The sequence below is a fragment of the Pedobacter sp. GSP4 genome, assembly GCF_051857575.1.
Lineage (GTDB): Bacteria > Bacteroidota > Bacteroidia > Sphingobacteriales > Sphingobacteriaceae > Pedobacter.
Map to the genome: position 1 here is coordinate 785,840 of NZ_JBPZIR010000002.1, position 26,378 is coordinate 812,217.

Below are 26,378 nucleotides of genomic sequence, written 5' to 3' on the forward strand. Positions count from 1 at the left end.
GTTTCCTGGCTTTAATATTTTAATTACCAATAAGGGTTTTGAACTAAGTTTGGATTTACAACCAAATCGGAGCTCTTTATTGGCCACAAATAATCTTTAAGGCCAAAAACCGGAATAAACTGGGTAGTTGGGCGGTAATAATTTATGGCTTCTGCGTTGTTGATGCTCCAGCCCTGTATCGGGTTGTTTAACACCGCCTGAAGCTCTTTCCATCGTCTTAAATCCCAGCCGCTCTGTCCTTCAAAGCAAAGTTCAATTCTTCTCTCCTGGTGGATAATCTGCCTTAAACCGTCTTTCGTATTAAATTTATTCGGGTTTTTGGAAAAGTTTGTCCAAGAGGCCTGTACCCCCTGTAAACCTGCGCGCTGCCTTACCTTATCAATATAGGTAAACACCTCTGCGGTTGGTCCGTTAACTTCATTCAATGCTTCCGCGTAAAGCAAGTATAAACCGGCAAGCCTGATTAATGGCAGCCTGAAAGGTGACGATTGAAAGCCATCATCGTAAACTGAAACATAGCTGACCAGTTTTTTGGGCCAATAACCGGTAATATTTAACCTGATGTTATCGCTTGGTGCAGCAAAACCGCTACCCCTTGCCGAAACATAATATAATGGATTGGCCGGATCATCCTGGTTATTGCGGCCATTTCCGAACCAGATGCCCCCATCGAAAGCGATATCGGCATAAAAGCGGCTTTCGCGCGCAAAGTGGCCCTTAATGGTTTCGTAACCTTGCTGAATGTAATAACGGCTGGCATTATCGCCTGCTTTAATGGTATTTCTACCCGCATAATCCCAGTTTTTATCCTCGTTAATCGGCACACCGTTTACTGTATAAAAAAGCTCCTGTGTACTGATCGGTGCCGAGAAAGTAGAAGGATTAGAGAAATTGTTTACAGCCGATTTTGCGGTAAGCCTTGGCGTAGAAAAACCCTGGTAGTTAAACTCGGGGTTTGAGGCCCAGATAATTTCGGGGTTCAGCTCCCAACGTTCGGCCACTGCATTCTGTACATCGAGCTCTCTTTTTAACGAATCGGATAATTTACCAACTGTTGAGGGCGAATTAAAGGTATACAATTTTATTCCCTGCGCTTCGGCGGCAGTAATGGCAGCTTTTGCGGCATCTGCTGCTCTTTTCCATTTCTGGGCATCGTAAGCTGCCGGGAAAAGGCTAACCCCCTCTTTATCTTTAAAGTTAGCATAATCGGGGTTACCGTTAAACAACGGACTTGCTGCCGTGGTTAATACATCGGCTTTTACCGATAGGGCAATTACACTGGTTACCCTACCCAATTCTGTTGCCTGGCTGGTAATTACCGCAGGAAGATCGGCAATAGCTTCATCCAACAGGGAAACAATATAATCGACCGTTTCATTAACCGGCATTCTTTTGATCCGTACTTCATCAGTTGTACTGTTGATGGCCAAATTGGTTTTGATTAAAGGAATTGGACCATACATTTTAAATAAAACGTAGTGGTAATAAGCTTTTAAAAATTTGGTTTCAGCTATCCAGCGTTTCTTTTCAGCAGCACCCAGATCAATAGGTTTATCAATATTTTCGAGCATGATGTTACAGATCCTGATCGAACGCCAAAGGCTGTAGCTGCCCTCCTCGCCATCCCAGGTATTTAAACCGGGTTTTGAGGCGGTTTGTGTACCCCTTAACAGGTTAAAACCAGTGGCGTTAAAACCCTGAAAATTATCGAGGGTATTGGAGTAAATCAGCTCGGATGATGTGGTAAAACCCGGATTAGTGGCTACATCGTTCATCCGTTGCAGGTAAGCGTAACAAGAATATAAATAGTTTTCGGCCTCGTTCCTGTTTCTGAAAGCGTAATCTAATGTACCAATGTCATCTGGTGTTACATCAAGATACTTTTTACAGGATACCAAACCGCAAAGCACAAGTACAATGCAACTGTATTTTAAATATGTTTTTATCGTTTTCATTATAAGGTTACGTTAAGACCAACATTGAACACCTTTTGTATTGGATAAGCAAATCCGTTTCCGCCCTGCTCCGGGTCCCATAATTTGAAAGGGCTCCAGGTTAGCAGGTTTAAGCCGTTAAAGTAAATGCGGCAAGAGCTTAATTTAATTCTGGTTGAAATGCGCTGTGGAAGTGTATAGCCTAGTTCAACCTGCTTTAATCGCAGTAACCTACCATTCCTCATCCACCAGGTGCTGGTTTGTGCATTGTTTTGAAGATCTACCGCATTTACAGCCAATCTTGGATAAAGTGCATACAGATCCTGGTTTTCTGGCGACCAGTGGTTATCAGCAAAATCTTTCAAAAGCTGTGTATTGCCCAAAATGTACTGTTGGTTGCTTGGAACAAACGGACTTACCCTGGTTGGATCGATAAAGAAAGTCATCCTATCCTGCCCTGTAAAAAATGCCGAAAGATCGAAACCTTTGTACGATGAGCTAAAACCAAATCCATATACCACCTCTGGCGATTGCGGATAACCGATGTATGCTTTATCGGCCTCATCTATCCGGCCATCATTATTTAAATCGCGGTATTTAATATCACCGGCTCTTGGCGCTTTACCATTTGCCGAGAAAATCTGAGTGGGCGAATTCTGCACCTCTTTATCATCTACAAACAAACGTTCGGCTATGTAGCCAAAGTTGCGGTTAATGGCCTGTCCGGTGGTGTAACGGTAAGCTTCTGCCCATTGCGGTTCTTCATAATTAATGTATTTGTTCTTGGCAAAGGTTAGGTTCGATCGAACTGAAAAAGAAAAGTCGTTCACATTAAATTTATAATCGAGCGATAAATCGATCCCTTTCGATCTGGCTTCGCCAACGTTGGCACCTACGCCAGCTTCCAATCCCAATGTAGTAGGCAGGTTGGTACGTGGCATGTAAATGTTGTAGCGGTAATTGTTATATACCTCGGCAATTAAGCTTAAGTTTTTAAACAGCGTAGCCTCCAAAGCTAAATTGGTCTGCCTTGATGTTTCCCAGGTTACATCTTTGTTTTCGTAATTGTTGATGAATACACCGTTCCGGTTGGCCGCACCGTTAAATCCAAACTGGGCGTAATTGCCACCACCGTTTAAGTTAACTTCTGAGATGTAGAAAAAGCGCTGTGCACCAATGGCATCGTTACCCACAATACCGTAACTGCCCCTTACTTTTAAGCGGTTAATTACATTGGCCAGTCCACCGCTCCAAAATTTCTCGTTTGATACAACCCATCCAGCCCCAATAGTTGGGAAAAACCCGAAGCGGTGATCTTCTGAAAACCTCTCCGAGCCATTATAACCAAAGTTTGTTTCAATAAAGTATCTGCTCTTATACGAATAGGTTAAGCGGCCTGCCAAACCCAGATTGCGGTAAGGAAGCGAATTTTGCAAAGAACTGGCATTACTGTATACGGTTTGCTGTGCCGTACCGATCAATGTTCCACTTACGTTATGGTTGCCAAAGGCTTTATCGTAATTTAATGAAGCCTGAGCATATAAAAAGGTATTGATATTGGTACCGCCCGGATAATAAGAAAGATATTCTTGCGCAACGTTCGGTGCACCACCGGTTACCGATGAGTTAAGCCAGTTTAACACATAGGTATTGCTTTGCTTATCGTACGAACCTACGTTGTAGTAAAATGGCGAATAAGCTCTTTGCGAATCAAAATAAGAATACCTGTTGGTACTGAAAATCGATTTGAACGAAAGCCCTTCAGTAAAAAAATCAAGTTTCTGGTTTAACTCAAACTGTGCCGACATGCGCGATTCAGAAGAGTTTTTGTGCCCACGGAGCATGGCAGCATAAGGGTTATTATCCAAAATACTGTTAACGCCTGCACCGCCCCTGTTTCCAAATAAGATGTGCTGTGCATTTTGATTTGCAGCATCGGCAGGAAAATAAGCGGGGAATGAAACCGGACTGGTATGCACCGCAATATTATATAAATCGGTAGAAAAACCGCCATCGGTAGCCAACGGGCCATTGTATTCGCTAAAATTACCCGATAAACGTACCACCATTTCGGTCGTTTTTCCTAAATCGATATTGATGTTGGAGCGCAACTGGTAATTGCGGAATTTAACATTGTTATCGTTATTGTTGCGCGAATCTTCTTTCAGCACACCATTGTCCAAATTATACGAACCCGCAATATAATAGCGCGCCACACCGCCACCTCCGCTAACACCAAGGTTGGCCCGCTGTGTACTGGTTCTTTTTTTGAAGAGCATATCCAGCCAATCAACCGCTGGGTACACATACTCATTATAACCTGGGCTTTTATTTACCGTGGCTTGTGTATTAATAATCTGGTTGGGTGTAAACATAGGATCCATTCCCCTGCCAATAGATGCCTCATTAAAAAGCCTCATATAGGTAATGGGATCGGCCAGTTCTAAATTCTGGACCGACTGGGAAGCAGATTGCTCCAATCTGAAATTAATTTTGGCCTTACCCTCTTTACCTGATTTAGTGGCTACCAAAATTACCCCATTTGCACCCCTTGCACCATAAAGGGCCGTGGCACTTGCATCTTTTAAAATAGAAAAGCTTTCAATATCATCAACCTGCAAACGGGCCAGATCTGAACTGCTGAGTTCTACGTTATCGATTAAAATTAAAGGATCGCGTTTATAACCGAAAGTAGTTACGCCACGGATAAAAAACTGCGAGTTATCCTGACCGGGCTGTCCGCTGCGCTGGTAACCGATTACACCCGCTATCTGACCAGAAAGGGCATTGGTTAAGTTGCTTGAAGGGATTTTCAGATTAGCCACTTTTACTGTCGTAACCGAACCCACCAAGGCTTCTTTACGTTGTTTCTGCCCCAGAGCGGTAATTACAACCTCTTCCGATAGCATATTTTCTTCCGTTAGCTTTACGTTGATTACGTTGGCCGCACCAACCGTTGCCTTTTGTTCGCGGTAACCTACATACGAAAACCGGAGTAACTCTCCCGGAGCTACATCGAGTACAAACTTTCCGTTGTTATCGGTCTGCGTACCTACATTAACTTTATTCACCACCGCTACAGTAACGCCGGGTAAACCTACGCCTAGCGTATCGGTAACTTTACCTGTAATGGTTTTCTTTCCGGTTTGCGCGCTGCTTTCCAGAGGGATAAAAACCAGAAAAAACACAAAGACCGAAAACATCAGTACCAGTGCATTTTTTAACTTGCTGGATACCGGTAAGTACCCGCACAAAAATAATTGCTTCATTTGCCAATTAGCTTTTAATGAGTGAATTAAACACGATTAAGATAGGTAGATTGAGTTTACAGGTTAATGCACTAGGTGTTGTGGTGCACGGTGTAGCCTTTAAAGGTAGTAAGCGAAGAAGCCGACAGTTCTTCTTTTTGATTTTTTGTAAATTTTCTCATATTTTTTGTTGTTTGGTTAGTCGAAATCATAGCAGAACAACATGTTGGAAAGTTGTATTGCACCTGTTTTTCTGTTCTAAACTTTTAAAAAAGAATCAAACAAAACGCTGGAACGCAAACAGATACCAGTTACTATCCTATACTATACTATCCTATTATTCTTTCGTGGTACAATTATAAACAAAAAAATTAATATTCCAAGTGCTTAAACAAATTAGATGTGTGTATCGGTTATTAAGCCAGCATGTAAGAAGAAAAGATGAAAAACACCAATGCCATTAACGCAATGAGAACCACATGGTAATAATGCCTGCTGCGCCAGGGAACAATTTCAATTTTATTATCGAGCACCAAGATGTAGGGGTTTTGGTTGGGGTACATTTTCGATATGGCCAACATCAATAAAGTGGTAATGAGGAAGATAATGGCCAAGGCATGGAGATAATGGAGGTGGATAGAAAATACCCATTCGCTCAATATATAACAGGAAATGAAGAAAAGCATGCCAATTTTAGCGGCAATGGGTGGCATTTTTTTGGTAATAAAACCAATAAAGATGATGGTAAATATTGGCAGACTGAAAATAGCGCTGATTTTTTGCAGGTACTCGTAAAATCCGTTTTTAGAAAAGATGATAAAAGGTGCAAATGCCATGGCGAAAAGCGATACGGAAATCTGAAACATCCTCCCCGTTCTCAACAAGCTTTTATCCGATAAGATTTTTCCCTTTTTCTCCATAAATGGTTTGTACAGGTTTAATAGAAACAGGGTGCTGGAGCTGTTCAGTCCGGCGTTAAAAGTGGTTATGGCGGCGCCAAACAGCACACAGGCCGATAGTCCCATTAAAACTGGCGGCAGCACATCTTTAATCAACAGCGGAAACACCTGGTTGGTATTGGTTAAAACCGGATACAGATGTACAGCAATTAAGCCGGGTATATTAATGAGCAAGGGACATAATAATTTGGCAAAGCAGGTTAAAGCAATTCCCTTTTGGCCCTCTTCTAAGCTTTTGGCCGCAAGCACCTGCTGGATAATGTACTGTTCCATACCCCAGTAATAGAGGTTTACAATGAGCATCCCCGTAAACAGGGTAGAAAAAGGAACGGCATCTTTACTGCTGCCGATGGCATTAAGGTGTTCTTTTTTAGTTGAAAGCACGGTAGCCAGTCCGCCAAAAAAATCGCCATGCCCCAAATAGCGGAGCCCGAAATAAGGCAGGGCAATAATTAAGATGAGCATGCCGGCGCTTAAAACCGTATCCGAAATGGTAATGGCCTTAAAACCACCGAGTATGGTATATACCGAACCGATTAAACCCATAATCCATACAAATATCCAGATGCTTTCCCAGTAACTCAGGTGGAAACGCGAAAGATCGATCAGGTTACTAAAGGCCACTGCCCCACCGTACAGTACCGATGGCAGCAGATTAATTATGTAACTGAAGAGGAAAACAACCGAAACCAGTGTTTTGGTCTGCTTATCGTAACGCTTCTCCAAGAAATCGGGAATGGTGCGGATACCGGTTTTAAAATAGATCGGAATAAAAAATTCTGATACAATAATCATGGCGAGGATGGACGATATCCCCCAGCCAATTACCGACATGTTGTTGATATATACCGATTCGTTTTCGCCGATAAACTGGTTGGCACTGATGTTACTGAAAAACAGGGAGGCGCCGATAATGATAAAACCGTTTGTGCGGTTGGCAAAGAAAAAACCACTGATGGTGGATCTTTGCGCCTTTCTGGTTTTGAAATAAGAAATAATCGCGGCGAGTACCGTGAACAGGATAAAACTAATGATGGCCGTTGTTCCCACGCGATGGCGTTAAAGTGAATTTCTTCTGATCAGTTTATTTTCCATTACATGCTGCACAGGTTTGAGACTCAGCACAAATTCGGCTGCCAATCGGCCCATCTCGGCAAAATCGATGGAGAAAGTGGTGATGCCATCAAAAATGATTTCTTTCACATTATCATCATTATGCGATAGGATCCCCAGGTCTTTACCCACTTTAAGCCCTTTCACCTTGGTATCTTTAAGCATTTCCCATAGTTCGAGGTTATGGATGGTAAAGTAAACCTTATCGGGTGCAATGCTTCCGCTTTCGTAACTGTTTTTGATAACGCCATTAATCTTAAATTCCTTAATAAAGCGCTTAAATGAAATCAATACTTCGTTAGGTTCGGCCGATGATGGCTTAAAGAAGAAAACAAATTCGGAAAATTCCTTAATTCTTGGTGCCAGTTGCAAAAAAGCATTGTAAGAAGCTTTTTCAAATTCCTGCACAATGTAAGAGTATTCGCCTTTCAGGGCTATATACCTATCCACAATCAACAGTTTTTCTTTGGGCAGTTGTTCCAGCACCTCTTTTGCTTCATTGCTCTCAATCGGGGCAATTACATATAAACCGTATTGCCCTTTATTGCTGTTGATGATCGATTCGAAAACGCTAAAATTATTGTGGTGAAAATATACATCAACCTGGATATTTTCGCCTAAATGATCGCGGAAGTTCTGATAAAAAGTTTCCTGAAAGGTATCAAAAGCGTAAATCAACAAACAAACTTTAAGGTGCTGCTCGGTATCATCTGTAGCAACAAAATAGCCCCGTCTGTTTTTCGATTCCAAAATACCCCTGCTGATCAGCTCTTTATAGGCTTTCCCAATGGTTTCTTTGGCAAAACCGGTTTCGCGCATCATTTCATTCACCGAAGGCAAAATATCGCCCTTGGCAATGAGTTTATGATTTAAGCCATTAATGATTCCCTGCACAAGCTGTTCGTGCTTGGAGAACGAATTGATAATGCTCAGGTCTTTAATTTCATTGAACAGCTTTTCCTTATTCATGCAGCAGCATTTAATTAATATTCGGATGGGTTTAAGTTAATTTTGATCGAAATATATAAATATAATAGAGATTATCGGCAAAAATTTTATCGCGGTCAGTGTGATAGCGATATAAATTAGCCACAGATGCACACAGATAAACACAGATTTTATTACTTTTTATCCTATCGGTCGGTGTCTCACCGACTGAATCTCTATCGCTACTAAATAGCCACGGAAACACTGATTGACACGGAATACAATTGAACCTGTTCTATCGGTCGGTGTCTCACCGACCGAAACCTCAAATCGCTACTAAATTGCCACGGAAACACAGATTAACACGCAATAGGATTGGAATTGCTATTACCCTATCGGTCGGTGTCTCACCGACTGAAATCTCTATCGCTACTAAATAGCCACGGAAACACAGATTAACACGGAATAGGATTGGAATTGCTACTGAACCTGGTTGTTATCCAGAGCAAAATCCAAGAACTTTGTGTTTTCCATGCCTCCGTGGTAAAAAATTACCATATCTGTCGGTGTCTCACGGACTGAAATCTCTATCGATACTAAATTGCCACGGAAACACTGATTGACACGGAAACACTGATTGACACGGAATTGCATTTATCTTATCGGTCGGTGTCTCACCGACCGAAACCTCAAATCGATACTAAATTGCCACGGAAACACAGATTCACACGGAATAGGATTGGAATTGCTATTGAACCTATTTGTTATCCAGAACAAAATCCAGAAACTTTGTGTTTTCTGTGCCTCCGTGGTAAAAAAAATAAAAACTGTTTCAGTCAGATGGTAGCATTTGACAGCACCTGAAAATTATCCGTAACATTCCGCCTGATAAATCGTCTAAAACTTTTAACTGGCTCAAAATGTTTAACTAAAAACAAAAGAAAACGACATGGGAATTTTAAAAACAGCAATTATTGGCGCGGCAGTTTATGCAGGCGTTAAATATATCACAAAGAAAGATCCGATCACCGGACAATCTATTGTAGACGAATTAATGGACAAGGCTCCTGAATGGGTAGATAAAGCCAAAGGATATACCCAAGATTTAAAAACACGCGTAAGTAATGCGGCCGACGATTTGGCCAAATGAACACCAATTAAAAGAAAGGAGCCTGAACAGGTATATCTCTTTCTTTGATAGTGAAAGTAAAAAAAGTCCCGGTGTAAAAACCGGGACTTTTGTTTATAATTATTATTTAACCACAGATCAAAAGGATACACACAGAAATAATCCGTGTTTATCTGTGCGCATCCGTGGTTAATAATTTTTAACTTAATGGCATAGTACAACGACACTAAAAAGCATCAAACCATAGTTTGGTGGTCAATAAATCGGCCCCTTGACTGCTTACCGCATTTTTATAGTTCTGTCCGTTTAACGATTGCTCTGTACCCGGATAAATAAAACGTACAGGTATTTTGCCATTCAGCACGGTGTTTACCGAAGCGCTTAACTGTGGGTAATCTAACCTCCGCTGCTCGGCCCAGGCTTCTAAACCCTGACCAAATAAAGCCAGCCACTTTTGCTCACCTATCGATTTTTTATAGTTAGCAGCATCGTATTGTACCGCAGTCTGGTTGATATAAGTATCTACAACCGTTCCGGTAATTCCATATTGTTCAAATGATGCCCTAATGGCCTGCTTATACAAATCGGCAGCATTTTCGGTGGTAAATCCACGTGCGGCAGCCTCTGCCCTATCAAAAAGGAGTTCGGCATAACTCAGAATAACTGCCGGAGCCTTAGTTAATAAAAAATACTCTCCGGGTCTGGATGTAGTAGCAAAACCCAGAGCACTGGCCTCCGAGTTGGTTGAGCCATTGGGTACGCCTATATACTGTTGAGGCGTTGCCGTTTTGGTTTTACTGGCATAAACAGGAAGACGGGGGTCGTTCAGCGCAAAAAGTTTATCCACAATTGTTTTGCTAATGCGGTAATCATCCCTGGTTTCGAAAATTGCATTTACCGGGTTTTGCTGAGGCGAGGCATCGTAAATTAACTGGGTATTGTCTGCAGTTGCCACAAGATATCCACTGCCCTCTGCCTGTATTTCGGCAATTACCTGTTTAGCTTTTTCAGGTTCCTTATCGGCAATGCGCAAGGCAATACGCAGCCTTAAAGAATTGGTAAATTTTTTCCAGCGGGCAATATTACCGCCATATATTACATCGCCACCAATGCTTTTACCCGAGGGAGTTAAAGCCGCTTGCGCCAGTTTTAAATCGTTAAGTATGCCGAAGTAAACATCTTTCTGTTTATCGTATGCCGGCGTAATGTATTCTTTTATTTTCCCCGCTTGTGAGTAAGGTACATCACCATAAGCATCGGTAAGCAATAAGAAAGTCCACGATCTTAATGTTAATGCAACCCCTTTGTAATTAGAATTGCCCTGTGCATCGCCCAGTTCAATAATCTTATTCAATCCGGCAATACTTTTTGAATAACCGGTAGACCACAAAGCGGTAAAACTGCTGTTGGTAAATATAAAACGGTCTTCTTCAGTATATTGAACCTTGGCCCAGTGCTGAACAAAAAGCAAACTGGAATTCATGGTATTGGCCGTGCTCCAATACGCATCGGCTGTGTTTTTAATTGCTCCGGTAAGTAGATAATCTGGCTGTGCATTTTCGGGAGCATTTGGGTTAATATTTACCTCATCAAGTTCTTTATTGCAAGATGAAAGCGCTATGGCCAAAATGGCCAGTATATATAGTTTCTTATTTTTCATGATGGAAATATTTAAAATTTGATATTCAGGTTTAATCCGTAAGTGCGGGTTGTTGGATTAGATAAACTCTCTAAACCCTGACCGTTACCGGTATTAAAGGCCACTTCAGGATCAATATCAACGGTATTGCGGTGGATGATCCAAAGGTTACGGCCAACAAGTGATACTGAAACGCCCTGTAAACTCAGTGGACGTAGCCACTTGGCCGGCAAGTTATAACTCAGTTTTACTTCACGGAGTTTAACATAAGATGCATCAAAAATATTGGCCTCATCAATGTTCCTGAACGATTTGTAGTATTGCTGTGCTGGTAAAACCTTTTCATTGCGCTTACCATCGGCTGTTACGCCATCAAAAACAATCCCATCATCGTAAACGGTTACCCCTGTAGGTGCAGTTCCATTTACCCTAACGGTTCCGTTCTTTTTATCATTGCCCGGATAGTAGTAAGCAATACCCCCATACTCTGCAGCTCTTCCCGGTAAGGTAGAAGCCAAAACACCCGTATAAGTACCAGTAGCATAAGTACCATTGTAAATAGAACCACCAATGCTGGCATCAACCAGTACCCCTAAACTTATGCCTTTATAGGTAAAAGTGTTATATACGCCACCGATCCAATCTGGTGTATATTTACCCAAAACCTGTTTGGTTGGGTTTGTGGCCGGTGCCCCTGTTGAGTTTACGATGATATTTCCGCTTCCATCTCTTAAAAAAGCAGTCCCGAATAACGATCCGTAAGGCTGCCCAACCGTTGCAATTACCTGAGCCGAATTAGAGGCCACCACATAGTTAGTTAAAAATTTCTCGGCATCAAGCTCTATTACCCTGCTCCGGTTGGCTGCGAAGTTTACATCGATATCCCAGGTAAAGGCTTTTTTAATGGGTGTAATGCCCAACTGTGCTTCAATCCCCATGTTGTTTATTTTTCCGGCATTTAACAGTTTAGAGGTAAAACCTGTACTCGGACTTACATCTGCAGCCAAAATCTGGTTGTAACTATTGGTATTATAAGCACTTAAATCGAAACGCAATCTTTTATTAAAGAATACAGCCTCTACACCCAATTCTGTTGAAGTGGTGGTTTCGGGTTTAAGGTTTTGATTAAGATCAATAGAACCCGGACTAAGCTGTGGGTTTGAAGTAGGCAGTTGTGGATTTTCTGCCAAAAGCTTTTCATTTGTATTAAATGGCGCACCGAAAGCAAATGTATTGATCAATTGATAAGGATCGGCATCTTTACCTACTTTAGACCAGCCACCACGTATTTTCAAATAATTAAGCGCCTCACTTTTAATATCAAATGCTTCTGTAGCTACAAAACTTCCATTAAACGATGGATAGAAGTATGATCTGTTCTGCGCAGGCAAGGTAGACGACCAATCGTTACGGGCGGTGATGTTGGCAAAAAGATAGTTTCTAAAACCAATTTGTCCGGAAGCATAAACGCTGTAGGATTTTAATTTACTGTAGTTGTTTGATGATACCAATGGATCTCGGGAGTTTTTAAGCGTATAAAGTCCGGCAACGGCCAACCTCGATGCACTTTGATCGTTCTGCTCGATATAACGGGTGCGGATATTGCTTCCGCCCAATAATTCCAAACTGAAATCGTCGTTCAACTGCTTGTTAAAGTTTAAGGTCGCATCAGTATTACTTTCGCTTACCGTAAATGCACTTTCGGTATACGAGCCAAAAGGTGTTCCGTTGGTGCCGTAAGCAATTTTAACTTTACGCCTATCGTTGTAATAATCGGTACCAGAGCGGAAATTAAATTCTAAACCATCAATAATTTTATAGTTTAAACCCAGGCTTCCGATAATCCTGTTGCGGCTTTGGGCAACCGTGTTTTCATAAGCTACCCAATATGGATTGCTGTAGTAACTGTTGTTCCAGTTAAAAGTGTTCCCATTTTCATCAAGGTAATTCTTTAACTGGTTAATATCTACCTGACGGCCGAACCAGGTAAACTGGAGCATGGTGCTTGTTGAGCGCGAACCACCCGTACCCGGTAAATTATCAGAATTAAGTTTGCTGTAATTTGCATTTGCGGTTAAACTTAATTTCGGGGTTATTTTTAAGGTAGTGTTCAATACAAACGAATTTTTCGCCTGACCAGAATTTGGGATTACCCCAACCTGTTTGAGGTTATTGTAAGATAAGCGGTAATCGTATTTTTCTCCGGCATCGGCAACCGATACGCCGTTATTTAACGCATATCCAGTTTCAAAAAAATCGCGTACATTATCCGGATGCGCTACAAACGGTACTGCTACCCCTTTCGAATAAAACTGCGGAATCAACCTTCCATCAAGCTTAGGGCCCCAGCTTTCATCAACACCATCGTTAGTACCTGCTCCCTTGCCATCAACATAACTAAATTTACCTTCCGAGCCCTGGCCAAATGCATTTTGATATACAGGCAAGGTAAGCAGCGTTTCGATTACAGCATTGGAGTTAATGGCAATGCCCAGTCCTTTTTTAGATTTACCCGTTTTGGTTTTAATAAGGATAACCCCTGCCGCAGCCCTCGAACCATAAAGCGCAGCGGCGTTTGGCCCCTTAAGCACACTGATCGATTCTATATCTTCTGGATTAATATCTGATATTGCATTGGCATAATCTCTTGCCCCTGCCGAATTTAACTGCGAATTATCAACCGGAATCCCATCAACCACAAATAAAGGCTGGTTGTTGCCTGCTATAGAGGTTTCTCCCCTAATTACCACTCTTGATGAGCCCATGCTCCCCTGGCTATTGGTTACCCTTACACCCGCAATTTTTCCTGCAAGCGCATTTACCAGGTTAGATTCTTTGGCTTCAGCTAAATCCTGTCCTTTTAATTCCTGAACAGCATAACCGAGCGATTTCTTTTGACGGGAAATACCCAGTGCCGTAACCACTACTTCATCCAACGAATTATCACTCGATTGCAGAATAATGGAAAGAGGACCGGCATTTTTGTTGAGCAGTATTTCCTGGCTTTTAAAACCGATGTATGAAAACACCAAGGTACTATTTGCAGGCGCACTGATAGAAAAAGCGCCCTTATTATCAGAAATGGTGGTTTGCTTGGTTTCTTTGATTAAAATAGAAACGCCGGGCAGTGTTTCGCCATCTGCCGACTTTACCGTTCCGGTAACTGTTGAATTTTGCGCGTAAAGCTTTTGCACAAAAAAGAGCAGCAAGATAAACGCTATTGATTTAAAATTTTTAAACATGTGTGTGTGTAGTTAATGATGAGTAAAAGGGTAATAATTTGGCATAGCGATTCCACCACGGCCTAAAACCGTATTACCTCAAAAATGGAAATCACTGTAAAATGAGCCTGAAAAAGCCTGTTAAATCAGATTTGTTTTAACAGGGCATACGCATTCGGAAGTATGCCGTGCAAATTGGATAAATAGCTTTTAGTAGGTCTGTTTTTTTCATCTGGAAATGATCTTTAATAAAATAGGTTACCATCAAGAAAGCATTGGCACAAAAAAAAGCACCCCCCACCAAGTCAGAAGTGCTCCATATATTTTTTATAGGGATAACGCAAACTACTGACTTAACTACCCCAGTTTCTGCTGGGATGGAATTAGCACCATTTCCAATTTAAAAATCAGATGGTTGCTAAGGCTTCATAGGGCCATTCCCTCCGCCTTTCTTGATAAGCATTTTTAAATAACTGCTGCAAAGGTATAATTTATTCCATTTATCCTATAGTTTTTATAGATTTTTATTCAAATATTTTTTCTTTCCCTATTTCGGCCTTATATTTGTCGACTAATTTAGTCGATTAATACAATCCCAATGAACATAAAATCCCTATTTACTGCCGCACTGGCCATATTAACCTCCATTACTTTTGCTCAGGATCAACCGGTTTTGGCCAATAATCAACAGGCAAAAGACAAAGAGAAAAAAACAAAAGCATTTGTGGCGCTGGGTATCTGGCATGGCCTTGCCAAAGTAAAGGAAGGTTTGGATATTCCCTTCAACTTCGAGATTAACGATAAAAACGGGCAACAGAAACTGTATTTCCGCAATGCGGAAGAAAGGTTTGAAGGTGGTTTGGTAAAGCAGACTGCAGATTCGCTTTTTGTAAAACTCGACCAGTTTGATAACGAGCTGGCTTTTGCGCTTGTAGATAATGATCATTTATCGGGTACTTTAAGAAAACAGGATAAAGCAGGAAAACCCTTAACCATTTTGGCCGAACGTAAAAATTACAGGTTTGAAACGCTAAACAAACCGGCTACAGCAGATTACTCGGGCACTTACGATGTTGTTTTTAAATTGCCAAATGGCAAGGAAGAAAAAACAGTTGGCCTATTTAAACAAAAAGGTAACAAACTCACGGGCACTTTTTTAAGGGTAACCGGCGATTCGCGCTATCTGGAAGGTGTAGTAGAAGGCAATGAATTTCAGCTTTCGAGCTTTATTGGCTCCTCTCCTGCCTATTACAAAGGTACCTTTCAAAAAGATGGCTCATTAACAGGCGAAATTTTGGGCGCAAGGGGCAGCCAGCCCTTTACCGGCATTAAAAACAAAGATGCAGCCCTACCCGATGCCTATAAACTTACCTACCTTAAACCGGGCTACAAAACCCTTGACTTTAGCTTTCCGGATGTGAACGGAAAAAAGATTTCGCTAAAGGATGATAAATACAAAAACAAGGTGGTTATTTTAACCATTACCGGAAGCTGGTGCCCTAACTGTGTAGATGAGGCCAGCTTTATTGCCCCTTGGTATAAGGAAAATAAAAAGCGTGGCGTAGAAGTGATTGCTTTGCATTACGAACGCTCAACCGAGCCAGAATATGCAAAAAAAGTAATGACCCGTTTCCGCGAACGTTTCGGGATTGAATACGACCAGGTGATTGCCGGTACCGCTGATAAACAGGTAGTAGCCGAATCATTACCAGCACTCGATTCATTCCTCTCCTTCCCAACAACCATCATTATCGATAAAGAAGGAAATGTTGCACAGATCCATACCGGCTTTAACGGACCTGCAACTGGGAAATTCTATGATGAATTTATCAAGGAATTTAATACAGAGATTAATACTTTGTTGAAGAAATAAACGGGATAAATGCTTAAGCATCGTGATGCTACATTTCGATGCTTAAGTTTAAATTGATACCAAAGGTGATCATCCAATTCAGCAATAGCCGTTTATAAATTTAACACCCTAAAACAATTATTCCTTTTTGTTTACCAAAAAGTGAACAATCCTACAGGCATTTCCTGTACTGTTTTTATTCTTATCGGCACTGATTTTTAAAGTCAGCACATGCTTTTTAAAAGGAAGGTCATCAGCTAAAAGCAAATACCATGGCAAATGCAGGCTACTGCTCCATTGGGTAAACAAATCCAGTTTTTGAAAGGATTTTCCGTCAATGGCATATTCAATCATACCTGCATCTGCGCCCGAAACGATAGAAATACCAACAGCAGAGCCCTGAAACGGGAAAGATATGCTTGCACCAGGTGTAGTGGCCACCAACATTGGTACATGTACAAAACCTGGTCTGGCACCTAAACCATCCGTTGGGGTCCAATCTTTAACCATTTCCCAGCCTTTTCCTAATTTGGCCTGTTCAATCGGTACGTAACCCGCATTGGTAAAACTCCCGGTATTTAAGTTTTTAAATGGATATTTCTGCTGCTCAGCTGGGTAGCGTTCAAAAAGAGTTTTAAACAACAACCTTTTTATTGCCGAAAAATAAAGTTCCTGCCCATAAACCGCAGGATGTAGATCTTTAAAATCATACGTCCAGCTAAACTCTTTATTGGCTAGTTTATCGTGTACCATTTTGGCCAGGTTAATGGATGGCAGATGATAATATGCTGCAACCTTTTCATGATTCTGTATCTCTACAGGTATTTTTCTGCTACTGTAATCATTATTTTTATCCGGATCTGCGAAAGACATCATCACAATATCCATAGCAGGATTTGCTTTTTTGGCCTGTTTAATAATACCTTCGAGCGCCCTCACCTGCGTGAGGCTATCGGTGCCATTAACGCGGTCGTTCACCGCTGCCTCTACAAACAATAAATCGACCAGGTTTAACTGTGGCAAATCAGTCGAAATCCTAAAAACATGTGGCAAACTACCTAAAGATGGTATGGCGGCCCTGATAAACTTAAATTCGGTTTTGGGGAAGCTTTCTGTTAAATAATTGGCCGTTTTATCGCGCCAGCCATCGTTAAAAGTAATGGAGCCACCAACAAAAGCAACAGTTACAGCTTTACCTGAAACCAGTTTTTGATGAACATGTTCAATTCCGTTCCGGATGTTGAGGTACTTATCCTGTTTGATTTCGTTTTTAATGGGATAACTATTCTTCATTACAAAATCAGCCCATTCAGCAGCTTTATCAATCGGAAAATGATGCCCCTGCAGATCCTGTGGTCCGCTAATTACCGGAAAAACAGTTGCCGGACCGTTTAAGGCCAAATAATTATTGATTAAGGGAGAGGTATTTTCTGCAACGGGTACAATTTTATCTTCATTGGAAACCACGTGTAAAACCGGAACCCGATAGGCAGCCATCCCGTCAAGGTTGTTTAAAGGAATATCACGATAGGTACCTGCGGTTTCTTCTGTTAATTGTAAAACCGCTAAGCACTGTTTCCAGCTATTTATATCGCCTGCGCCTTTGCCCTTGCCCGCTGGCCAGCTCATGATATCGCACACAGGTGCTTCTGCATAAATGCACGAAACTTTATCAGGGTTTCTTTTGGCCCACCCATATGCGTAAAGCCCACCGCGGCTTACGGCCTCTAATGCAGGCTTAGGTGCAAATGATAAACTATCTACCAAATAAAAATAGCTTTTATCCCACACCTGCATGGCATATGGACTACCGTACTGATCATCTACATTAACGAAAAAAACATGAAAACCTTTGGCCAGTAAAATGCTATCCATATCTGTATGCCAATTCGGAAAAGAGGCACGCCACACCCAAGGCTTCCCGGTTAAGGCTTTTGCAGGTTTAACATACCAAGCCTCGTGACCGGCTATATTGAAACTGACCTTTTCAAAACCTTTCCAGGTTTCTTTTTTAATGGCCGGAATTATTTTAACCTGAGCCCCTACCTGTAATATGCCAGCAAACAAAAGGATTTGAAGCAAATTCCATTTTTTCTTCATGTACTAAATCAATTAATTAAGGTTTAAGTATTTTATTCTTTAAACTATGAGCTCAAATCTTCCTTTATTTTAGCCAAAACCAATGCTATATTAGCTATGGTATGATTTTAACTGTTAAACGAACTAATATAGAATAAAAACCATTATATGATGGAAAAGCGGATCTATTGCCCATTCAGCTAAAAAGCAATATTATCCTTGTAACATATTGCATAGCCAGGACGATGCTAAAATAGCATCATAAAAAGCGAATCAGGCTTTATAATTTAATCATTAATGCTAATAACTTTGAATTCACCCTAACCAAAACAATTTAGATAGATTACCCTCTGGTAATTCTATATAATGGATAAAATAAAAATCAATATGAAGAAAACGATAATTGCTGTATCGCTTTTAATTTCTGCACTAAATTACTGCATTGCACAGGTCCAGCTGCCTTCTACCCAACCAAATTTAGCACAAGCGGCCATGATAAAACGTGGCTATGGCATGTTTATGCACTTTGGCATTAACACCTTCAATGAAAAAGAATGGTCTGATGGCACCTTGCCGGTAAGTTCTTACAATCCTACAAATTTAGATCCGGATCAATGGGTGCGAACTGCTAAAGAAGCTGGTTTTAGGTACGTGCTATTGGTAACCAAGCACCACGACGGTTTTTGCCTTTGGGATAGCAAGTATACCGATTATGATGTGGCTTCATCACCTGTAAAAACAGATGTGGTAAAGGCTGTAGCCAATGCCTGTAAAAAATATGGAATCCAGTTTGCGGTTTATTATTCGCTGTGGGATAGGCACGAAGCATCTTACAAAGACAAAAATCCGCAAAAGTATGTAGATTATATGCTAAACCAGCTTACCGAACTTTTTACCAACTACGGTAAAATAGGCGAACTTTGGTTAGATGGCGGCTGGGACCGCAAACCGGAAGATTGGGGTATTGACCAGGTATACAAATTGGTTAAAAAATACAATCCGGCATGTGCGGTAAGTGTTAACCACACCATTGTAAACGAGGAAGGTAAACGTAAATTCACGCTTCCATCCAACATGACCGAAGACAACAAATACTTTTTTCAGTATTTCCCGTCTGATTTTAGGCTGTGGGACCCAAAAGTGATTACCAAGTTTGATAAAAAACAATACCTGCACCAAGGCAAATCGTATTATATGCCATTTGAGCATACCATATGCATTAGTAAATACTGGAACTGGTTTCAGAAAAAAGAGCTAACACCGGTAAGAGACCTGGATGAAATGGAAGAACTTTTTTATTGGAGTACCGATAATGATAACTGTTTGGTTGTTAACGTACCTCCCGATCAAACTGGGCAAATACGCGAGTACGAAGCCAACACAGTTATCAATTTGGGTAAAAGGCTTAATTTATCCTTAAATAAACCTCTGCCAAAAAACGGAAAATTCATTTCACTTAAACAAGCGGTTACTGCAAGCAGCACTTGGAAAGATGATAAAAACACCGAGTATGGCGGCAATTTGATTAATGATGGCAATTTGGATAGCCGTTGGGCAGCTAAAGATACGGTAGCCAGTGTAGAAATGAACCTCAACCCTACCGAAGCATTTAATAAAATCAGCATTTTCGAATATCAGGACACTAAAGATCTATCTGACGGATTTTCTCAGATCAGGGTTCCGAGGATACAAAAATACAGTGTAGATATTATGCAGAATGGCCAATGGCAAAGTATTTACTTTAGCGATGAACCAATGGGAGATTGTAAGGTGATTAGACTACCTAAACGGTACAAAACCAACAAACTGCGCTTTAGGGTTTTAAAAGCCACTGCCCTCCCTTCTATTTATGAAATTTGCGTAATTGATATGCCCGAAAAGAAATAAGGAAGGCATTACATTGAAAAGAAAAGCTTAAAAAATCATAGTTAGTTTAGTAGTTAATAACGGAGTCTGAAAGCAGTTCAGCTCCGTTTTTTTTTAAAAATTTAGCTTTACTGCGTAACCTTGCAGAACAATAGAAACAAAGAAAATGATGCTGTTAAAGATGTAGTGTCAATGTAGCAGGTAAGATTGCCTTTTGCTGGCTCCATATCTAAAATGAGAGCGTTATTTTAGACATGGAGGAGAGTTAAATTAGATATGCTGAAATAGATAGATGTAGTAAAAGCGGGACAAATTTAGTTCAGCTAAAAATTTTATTGTCTTTAATCCGTAAATGCTTTTAGTTAATGATCTAGGTCGAAGATCGTATTCGTAAAGCGTTTTACAAACTGTGTTACACAGATCGGTCAATTTTCGTTACGAAAAGGCTATACGGTTAGTTGATGTCTTCGTTCACCACAACAATGTCGGTTGCCTGACAGCCTATGTGCCCTTTTACCAGATGAAAGCGAACTTTGGTTCCCACTACCAGCGAAGGCTTAAATAGACCTTTCAGCTGCTGGTTATCCGCATAAATCATTTCCTCACTATCCTCAGTAGCGATAAACCCGAAACCCCGTATCGGATTATACCATTTAATAATTCCTGTATAAATCATAAGGCACATTTTTACATTAATTTACTTAAATCAAGTACAAATTGAAAGAAAACTATATGGATAGTTATATTTTCGTTATGAAAAGGTGTAATTTCGTTATGTAGTTAAAGAAAGATTAGGAGATGATTAAGTGTATAGCCATAGATGACCAGCAAAGTTCAATCGCAGGACTTCAAAAATATATTGAAGATACGCCCAACATGCGACTCATAAGGAGCTACACAGATCCGTTAACGGCCCTGCGCGAGCTTAAAAAGATTGATGAAGTTGATGTTATTTTTATGGATATCCAAATGCCACAGATATCTGGACTTGAATTATCAAAGGCAGTACGTTCGAAAACACGAAAATTGATCTTTACCACTTCGCACCAGGAATATGCTTTTGAAGCTTTTGAGGCAGAAGCAGATGCCTATTTATTAAAACCTTATGGCTATGCCAAATTTGCACTGACATTGGCCAGGCTTTTTGGTGAGGAACTGGAAAATGGAGAAGAGGAAACCTATTTTCTGGTTAAGAATAAATCGGAAGATCACAAGGCTGTTATGGTACGCTATACCGATATTATCTGTTTTGAAAGCTTCCATAACTACATCAAAATACATACAACAGAGAAAATCATTATTGCTTATCTTAGTTTAAAAGATGTAAAGGAACAGCTGAGCATTAAAAAGGGCTTTATACAATTGCACAGAGGCTACATTATAGCCATTAGCCACATATTGCATATTGATGGTACGAGGATAACTTTATCCAACCACACCAATTTTACGGTTGGGGATATTTATTATAATGATTTTAAAGATTTTTTTGCAGATAAACTAATCATCAGCAGCCGCAAAAAATAACAGCTGCTGATGGCTGGATTAAAATAGGATCAGGCCTGAAGTTGCAGTGCCTGTGGATGTGGTGCAGGTTGGATCAGAGGTCGAAGTTTCTAATGGATTGGTCAGTTTTCTTTCATTTTTTTTAAATAAAAAAAGGGTTCTTTTACTTAGTTTTTTAGTTTTCATAACTTGTTTTTTTATGAAAACTAGAAGTGGTTTTACCCTGTAACACTAAAGGTTACACACATAGCATAATTAGCTTTATGGATAGTTTTAAACAGCATAACACATTAATTAAAAACTGGCTTATCCGGTACCGGGTCCACATTATTGTATGGACCTGTTTTATATTTTGGGAAAGCATTTTAACAGGGCTTATTTTTGGTGCTTTTGGAAAACTGGGCAATTATGTTATCCATTACATTATCAATATTTCTCTGTTTTACATTCATGTTTGGCTTTTAGAAAAAACAACAGTTTTTCCGAGGCAGGCTTTATGGAAAGTTCCGGTATTTGTAATTCTGGAACTGGCTATTTATACTTTTGGGGTACTGGGGATGGACCTGTTATTAGTCAAATACACCAATTTAATACCTCCAGGTGTTATTTCTATAACCGAGCGGATTTTAAGGTTACTCTGGAGATCATCATTCTTTTTGCTTTTCTCGACCGGTTATTTTTTCTTAAAACGTTTTGCAAGCGAAAGAACAGAAAAGCAACGCATTGAAAAGCAGCGCTTTCAGATGCTGATCGATAAAGAAAGGATGGACAAAGAGTTAATCATGTCTAAGAATGCTTTTCTCAAGGCTCAGATCAACCCACACCTACTCTTTAATACTTTTGAATTTATCCATCAAAAAATAAGGCAGTATTCGCCAGAGGATGCCCAGGTTATGATTTACCTATCGGATATGATGCGCTTTGCTGCAGCAACCGAGCACAATGAAGGTTTTGTGAAACTAAGCGATGAGGTAACACAATGCCAAAACCTGATTCAACTGCACCAAATAACACAGGGCAAGGTATTTATCGAACTGGCCTACTCTCCCGATGTTTTGGAAATTAAGCTCATCCCATTGGTGCTGCTTACCCTTTTAGAAAACATGTTTAAACACGGCAACCTCTTCGATGCATACAATAAGGCAACGATTGATGTTTACATTATGGATGGGGAGCTAAAGATGGAGAGCAGAAACCTTCCTAGTTTAGTAAAAAGCACTGTTGGTTTTGGTTCGGGATTGGATAATATTAAAAGCCGGTTGGATTACAGCTACGGGGATGATGCCCAGATAACCGCTCATATTGATGAAGATAGTTTTTATACTTTATCGATATCCATTGCACTTAATGCGCTTCAAGAGGCTTTTCCGATGCAGGTGCTGAAGGTTAACGAGGCAACATAATGGAAAATAGCAGGATAAACAAGTCTAATCGCGCGATGAAATTACGATTACAATGACGATAGCCATAACGATTACAGTAAGTATAAACCGATAAAACTCCATTAGACAACTTTTAAGAATAACACTTAAAAATAACTATAGTTTTTACATTTTTAAGGGCTTAATTTTCTTCATAAGGAGTTCTAAATAAATTGAAAAGCGTTATTTAAAAATTTAACCATACTAGGTTAAACCATATTGCACTTCTACAGTCGAACTGAAACCACAAAGTGCTTGATATGGATTACATGTTAAATTTTCAGAAAAAGAAACGTAATGAAGTAGCAAATAATACCGAAAAAGGCAATGATTTTGGCCAGATGGTTGTTTTCATCCTCATTATCTCTGCTGTGCTTATCGGATTGTTATTATTTAGGTAGGTTAATGTCGTTCTCTTTATTTAATTCAGGTTTTGGCTCCTGTCCGCTTTCCGTTTTTAACTTTCCGGTCGGCCTTTCAACTTGAATCTCTCAGCTTCTAACTTCAACCTTCTATCCCCTAATTAAACGAGTGCCTAAATTCGAGCGGCGATAAATTGGTTTTGGTTTTAAACAGTTTACTAAACGATTGCGGGTACTCAAAGCCCAGTGCGTAAGCAATTTCACTTACCGAATCATGGGTGGTAGATAATTTCTCTTTGGCTTTTTCAATCATTTTATCCTGTATATGTTGTTGTGTACTCTTTCCGGTGAGCACTTTTAATAGTCCACTCAGGTAATTTGGCGAAACATTTAAGGCTTCTGATACATATTTCACGGTCGGTAATCCTTTTTTGATCAGATCTTCTTGGTCAAAATAATTACTGAGCAGATTTTCCAGTTTTGAAAGTACCGTGTGGTTACTGATTTTGCGGGTAATGAACTGACGGTGGTAAAACCTTTCGGCATAGGTAAGCAATACTTCCAATTGTGCAATAATCAGGTCCTGGGTAAAGGCATCAATATTGGCGTGATATTCTTTTTCGATATTGAGGATGATATTGGCAATGCTTTCTTCTTCTTTTGGTGAAAGAAACAGCGCTTCGTGCACGGCGTAATCAAAAAATTTATATTGCTTGATTTTTTTGGCCAATGGGGTATTCCATAGAAAATCTGGATGGAAGTAAAGAATCCATCCAGAATGATCAAGGTTGTTACTATTTTCTACACTGATGCTGAATACCTGCCCTGGGGCCACGAACGACATCATCCCTTCGTTAAAATCGTATTGTTGCTGACCATATTTCATTGTGGCGTTAAAGTTTTTTTTCAGCGCAATACAATAAAAATCGAGCACCAGACTAATTGGCTCATTTGCCTGCAAACGCTTAATCATACCCACATTAATTACACTTACCAAAGGATGTTCGGGTTTGGGCAGTTTGCGGAAATTATGAAATTCAATAATCGATTTAAACCTTAAAGGTGCTGCGTTTGCCATGCTACAATATCATTATTTTTGTGCAAAAGCCAAGGCAAATTCTTTGGCAAAATCGCTCACTTTCACCTTGCCCATTATAGCAGGCTTGTGCAGCAAATAATCTTCGGCCAATAAGCCACTATATAAAGCGCCGTACATTTCTACCAATCCAGCAGCAATTGAAGGGTTCATGCCAATCGATACTAAACTTTTCAATACTTCTTCATCGCTAACCAGTACCCATTTTAAATCGGGTTGGCCAATGGCAGCACCCAAAATCGCGGCTACTTCGTTCCCCGTTTTATCATCGCTGGCAACATAGCGTATTTTTCTGCCGTTTTGTGCTGAAACCAGCTCTTCTGCAATGGCTGCCGCAATATCAACCGGTGCAACCCAGGGTACTTCTTTATCGGCACCATAATTTGCAGCAATTAATCCTTCTTTTTTAATCATTTCTACATAACCGTACAAATTATAATAAAATGATGTTGGCCGCATGTGGGTTATGGCAACTGTTTCTGGCAGTTGGTTTAATAACTGTTCTACCCCGTGGGCTCCGCGTAAAATACCATTCCCTGCAGCTAAATGCCCGCCAATAGTACTGAGATTTACTACCCGTTTTACGCCCGATTGTTCAATAGCCTGGGCATAATTTCGGCCCAAATGATGGTAATATGCAATTAAATCGAGGCTTGGGTCGAAGTAGTTGTTTGGCGGCACCATTGTATAAACGGCATCGGCTCCGGTAAATGTGTTTGCTAAGAAAACAAGATCTGTTAACGATCCGATAGCTGCTGCAGCACCAAGTGCCTCAATTTCTTCCTGTTTACTTTGTTTAGTGCTAATAACCGTAATGTGATGTCCATCGCGTACCAATTGCTCGGCCAATGGCTTGCCTATATGCCCCAACGAACCTGTTAAAATGATTTTCATAATGTGTTTATTTTATATTCCAAAATTCGGTAAAGGAGCCATTTTCAACATAACCAAATCTCTGTTTATTGTATCCAGATATCCTGCTCAGTATGGTAAATACTTGTCGGGCGGTAGATTTTTACTTGATTTAACCAATTCAATACAATTCCGTAACTTTCGCTCATGGCTGCCATTCCGCATTTCCCTACGCTTAACATCAACGAATTTTCTGATCAGCAGCGCTCCGGAAACAGTTTATTGTACCACAGCTTAACTGGCGAAAGGCATATTGAAAAGCCGCACAAGCACGATTTCTTTCTGTTTATGCTTTTTGAACGGGGCAGCGGAAGCCATACCATCGATTTTACGGCTCATCCGGTTGCAGCGATGCAACTGCATATGCTGTTTCCCGGACAGATACACCAGTGGCAGCTTGGAGCCGATACGCAGGCACATCAGATCATGATCAATAGGCAGGTTTTCGAGACCCTGGCCAGCTCATTGCGTTTTTCGCTGATGCTCTACCAAAATTACCCGGTCATTAATTTAAGTGCCGGAATATTTAAACTGGTTTTATACGAATTTGAACAGATCAGTACTGAATTGGCAGCGCCAACAGGGCTTACCGAAATTGTGAACAACCGCATAAAGCTCATTGCATTGCTCATCAGTAAAGAGGCCGAAATTCTGTTCAATAACCAAACGGTTTATCAAAGCAAACCCATACTGCTAAAGTACCTAGCGCTTATTGATGCACATTACAGGCACGAAAAACTCGTTTCATACTATGCCAATCAGCTCAACATTTCTGCCAATTACCTTAATATATTGTGTAAAAGGCATTTCAACAGTTCGGCAACTGCACTTATACATGAGCGTTTGATATTAGAAACGAAACGCATGCTGCTCACTACCGAACATCCGATCAAATCAATTGCTTTTGAGCTCGGTTTTTACGACATCGCCTATTTCTCTAAATTTTTCAAAAAACATACGCACTTAACCCCCAACCAGTTTAGGGCGCAATAATAAATAGCACCTTAAAGATTACCATTTAACCAAAAATACAGTGATTTGATCTTAACATGTTATAAATTATACAATTTTTAGCATAAATCTTACTGTGTAAAAAGGCTGCAAGCCATTAAGTTTG

Annotated in this window: 18 protein-coding genes and 1 riboswitch; of the genes, 7 read left to right on the forward strand and 11 right to left on the reverse strand. The window is 40.4% G+C overall.

What is annotated here, in order from left to right; translation table 11 throughout:
• Nucleotides 1-23: 23 nt before the first annotated feature.
• From ACS5PU_RS06820 to ACS5PU_RS06835, 4 genes are all read right to left on the reverse strand, one after another.
• Complete coding sequence (locus ACS5PU_RS06820) at nucleotides 24-1,955, reverse strand: RagB/SusD family nutrient uptake outer membrane protein (RefSeq protein WP_439458529.1); 1,932 nt, start codon at nucleotides 1,953-1,955, stop codon at nucleotides 24-26.
• Nucleotides 1,955-5,203 (reverse strand): SusC/RagA family TonB-linked outer membrane protein, encoded by a 3,249-nt coding sequence (locus tag ACS5PU_RS06825; protein WP_439458530.1) that lies wholly within the window; start codon nucleotides 5,201-5,203, stop codon nucleotides 1,955-1,957. Before ACS5PU_RS06825 ends, ACS5PU_RS06820 begins: the two co-directional genes overlap by 1 nt.
• A gap of 395 nt (nucleotides 5,204-5,598) precedes the next feature.
• Nucleotides 5,599-7,191: a solute:sodium symporter family transporter gene (locus ACS5PU_RS06830; RefSeq protein ID WP_439458531.1), complete on the reverse strand. Its 1,593-nt coding sequence runs from the start codon at nucleotides 7,189-7,191 to the stop codon at nucleotides 5,599-5,601.
• A gap of 9 nt (nucleotides 7,192-7,200) precedes the next feature.
• A complete protein-coding gene (locus ACS5PU_RS06835; RefSeq protein WP_439458532.1) occupies nucleotides 7,201-8,223 on the reverse strand; it encodes a GntR family transcriptional regulator in 1,023 nt (340 codons plus the stop codon).
• Between the two features lie 907 nt (nucleotides 8,224-9,130).
• Here ACS5PU_RS06835 and ACS5PU_RS06840 point away from each other — a divergent pair.
• Nucleotides 9,131-9,331, forward strand: coding sequence for a YtxH domain-containing protein (locus ACS5PU_RS06840; RefSeq protein WP_439458533.1), 201 nt, complete (start codon nucleotides 9,131-9,133; stop codon nucleotides 9,329-9,331).
• A gap of 205 nt (nucleotides 9,332-9,536) precedes the next feature.
• Here the strand turns inward: ACS5PU_RS06840 and ACS5PU_RS06845 are convergent, their stop codons facing one another.
• A complete protein-coding gene (locus ACS5PU_RS06845; RefSeq protein WP_439458534.1) occupies nucleotides 9,537-10,970 on the reverse strand; it encodes a SusD/RagB family nutrient-binding outer membrane lipoprotein in 1,434 nt (477 codons plus the stop codon).
• Nucleotides 10,971-10,981: 11 nt separating this feature from the next.
• Complete coding sequence (locus ACS5PU_RS06850; RefSeq protein ID WP_439458535.1) at nucleotides 10,982-14,191, reverse strand: SusC/RagA family TonB-linked outer membrane protein; 3,210 nt, start codon at nucleotides 14,189-14,191, stop codon at nucleotides 10,982-10,984.
• 329 nt (nucleotides 14,192-14,520) lie between these two features.
• A riboswitch (SAM riboswitch) is annotated at nucleotides 14,521-14,632 on the reverse strand.
• Nucleotides 14,633-14,768: 136 nt separating this feature from the next.
• Between ACS5PU_RS06850 and ACS5PU_RS06855 the strand changes: the two genes are divergently transcribed.
• Entirely contained in the window at nucleotides 14,769-16,043 is a 1,275-nt protein-coding gene (locus ACS5PU_RS06855) for a peroxiredoxin family protein (RefSeq protein ID WP_439458536.1), read from the forward strand.
• Between the two features lie 117 nt (nucleotides 16,044-16,160).
• Here the strand turns inward: ACS5PU_RS06855 and ACS5PU_RS06860 are convergent, their stop codons facing one another.
• Nucleotides 16,161-18,122 (reverse strand): GDSL-type esterase/lipase family protein, encoded by a 1,962-nt coding sequence (locus ACS5PU_RS06860; protein ID WP_439458537.1) that lies wholly within the window; start codon nucleotides 18,120-18,122, stop codon nucleotides 16,161-16,163.
• Nucleotides 18,123-18,488: 366 nt separating this feature from the next.
• Between ACS5PU_RS06860 and ACS5PU_RS06865 the strand changes: the two genes are divergently transcribed.
• A complete protein-coding gene (locus ACS5PU_RS06865) occupies nucleotides 18,489-19,988 on the forward strand; it encodes an alpha-L-fucosidase (RefSeq protein ID WP_439458538.1) in 1,500 nt (499 codons plus the stop codon).
• Between the two features lie 433 nt (nucleotides 19,989-20,421).
• Here ACS5PU_RS06865 and ACS5PU_RS06870 read toward each other — a convergent pair whose 3' ends face one another.
• Nucleotides 20,422-20,643 carry a cold shock domain-containing protein gene (locus ACS5PU_RS06870; RefSeq protein ID WP_439458539.1) on the reverse strand — a complete coding sequence of 74 codons (222 nt, stop codon included), beginning with the start codon at nucleotides 20,641-20,643 and terminating at the stop codon, nucleotides 20,422-20,424.
• Nucleotides 20,644-20,765: 122 nt separating this feature from the next.
• On the opposite strand from ACS5PU_RS06870, the gene ACS5PU_RS06875 reads away from it, so the two are divergent.
• The gene (locus ACS5PU_RS06875) at nucleotides 20,766-21,491 is read left to right on the forward strand and encodes a LytR/AlgR family response regulator transcription factor (RefSeq protein WP_439458540.1); all 726 of its coding nucleotides are present in this window, start codon (nucleotides 20,766-20,768) and stop codon (nucleotides 21,489-21,491) included.
• A gap of 18 nt (nucleotides 21,492-21,509) precedes the next feature.
• Here ACS5PU_RS06875 and ACS5PU_RS06880 read toward each other — a convergent pair whose 3' ends face one another.
• A complete protein-coding gene (locus tag ACS5PU_RS06880) occupies nucleotides 21,510-21,656 on the reverse strand; it encodes a hypothetical protein (protein ID WP_439458541.1) in 147 nt (48 codons plus the stop codon).
• A 77-nt stretch (nucleotides 21,657-21,733) separates the two neighbouring features.
• On the opposite strand from ACS5PU_RS06880, the gene ACS5PU_RS06885 reads away from it, so the two are divergent.
• Together ACS5PU_RS06885 and ACS5PU_RS06890 are read left to right on the forward strand one after the other, a co-directional pair.
• Entirely contained in the window at nucleotides 21,734-22,873 is a 1,140-nt protein-coding gene (locus ACS5PU_RS06885; protein WP_439458542.1) for a histidine kinase, read from the forward strand.
• Between the two features lie 278 nt (nucleotides 22,874-23,151).
• Nucleotides 23,152-23,292, forward strand: a complete 141-nt coding sequence (locus ACS5PU_RS06890; RefSeq protein WP_439458543.1) for a hypothetical protein — start codon at nucleotides 23,152-23,154, stop codon at nucleotides 23,290-23,292.
• 118 nt (nucleotides 23,293-23,410) lie between these two features.
• Here ACS5PU_RS06890 and ACS5PU_RS06895 read toward each other — a convergent pair whose 3' ends face one another.
• Complete coding sequence (locus ACS5PU_RS06895) at nucleotides 23,411-24,331, reverse strand: helix-turn-helix domain-containing protein (protein ID WP_439458544.1); 921 nt, start codon at nucleotides 24,329-24,331, stop codon at nucleotides 23,411-23,413.
• Between the two features lie 12 nt (nucleotides 24,332-24,343).
• Nucleotides 24,344-25,243, reverse strand: a complete 900-nt coding sequence (locus tag ACS5PU_RS06900) for an NmrA family NAD(P)-binding protein (protein ID WP_439458545.1) — start codon at nucleotides 25,241-25,243, stop codon at nucleotides 24,344-24,346.
• 165 nt (nucleotides 25,244-25,408) lie between these two features.
• Here ACS5PU_RS06900 and ACS5PU_RS06905 point away from each other — a divergent pair, with 165 nt between their 5' ends.
• Complete coding sequence (locus tag ACS5PU_RS06905; RefSeq protein WP_439458546.1) at nucleotides 25,409-26,254, forward strand: AraC family transcriptional regulator; 846 nt, start codon at nucleotides 25,409-25,411, stop codon at nucleotides 26,252-26,254.
• Nucleotides 26,255-26,378: the final 124 nt, after the last annotated feature.

Coding starts and splice junctions, on each gene's coding strand:
- ACS5PU_RS06895 (WP_439458544.1), bottom strand. CDS start 24,331: ATGGCAAACGCAGCACCTTTAAGGTTTAAATCGATTATTGAATTTCAT.
- ACS5PU_RS06855 (WP_439458536.1), top strand. CDS start 14,769: ATGAACATAAAATCCCTATTTACTGCCGCACTGGCCATATTAACCTCC.
- ACS5PU_RS06870 (WP_439458539.1), bottom strand. CDS start 20,643: ATGATTTATACAGGAATTATTAAATGGTATAATCCGATACGGGGTTTC.
- ACS5PU_RS06820 (WP_439458529.1), bottom strand. CDS start 1,955: ATGAAAACGATAAAAACATATTTAAAATACAGTTGCATTGTACTTGTG.
- ACS5PU_RS06880 (WP_439458541.1), bottom strand. CDS start 21,656: ATGAAAACTAAAAAACTAAGTAAAAGAACCCTTTTTTTATTTAAAAAA.
- ACS5PU_RS06860 (WP_439458537.1), bottom strand. CDS start 18,122: ATGAAGAAAAAATGGAATTTGCTTCAAATCCTTTTGTTTGCTGGCATA.
- ACS5PU_RS06845 (WP_439458534.1), bottom strand. CDS start 10,970: ATGAAAAATAAGAAACTATATATACTGGCCATTTTGGCCATAGCGCTT.
- ACS5PU_RS06875 (WP_439458540.1), top strand. CDS start 20,766: ATGATTAAGTGTATAGCCATAGATGACCAGCAAAGTTCAATCGCAGGA.
- ACS5PU_RS06900 (WP_439458545.1), bottom strand. CDS start 25,243: ATGAAAATCATTTTAACAGGTTCGTTGGGGCATATAGGCAAGCCATTG.
- ACS5PU_RS06840 (WP_439458533.1), top strand. CDS start 9,131: ATGGGAATTTTAAAAACAGCAATTATTGGCGCGGCAGTTTATGCAGGC.
- ACS5PU_RS06835 (WP_439458532.1), bottom strand. CDS start 8,223: ATGAATAAGGAAAAGCTGTTCAATGAAATTAAAGACCTGAGCATTATC.
- ACS5PU_RS06905 (WP_439458546.1), top strand. CDS start 25,409: ATGGCTGCCATTCCGCATTTCCCTACGCTTAACATCAACGAATTTTCT.
- ACS5PU_RS06890 (WP_439458543.1), top strand. CDS start 23,152: ATGGATTACATGTTAAATTTTCAGAAAAAGAAACGTAATGAAGTAGCA.
- ACS5PU_RS06885 (WP_439458542.1), top strand. CDS start 21,734: ATGGATAGTTTTAAACAGCATAACACATTAATTAAAAACTGGCTTATC.
- ACS5PU_RS06825 (WP_439458530.1), bottom strand. CDS start 5,203: ATGAAGCAATTATTTTTGTGCGGGTACTTACCGGTATCCAGCAAGTTA.
- ACS5PU_RS06865 (WP_439458538.1), top strand. CDS start 18,489: ATGAAGAAAACGATAATTGCTGTATCGCTTTTAATTTCTGCACTAAAT.
- ACS5PU_RS06850 (WP_439458535.1), bottom strand. CDS start 14,191: ATGTTTAAAAATTTTAAATCAATAGCGTTTATCTTGCTGCTCTTTTTT.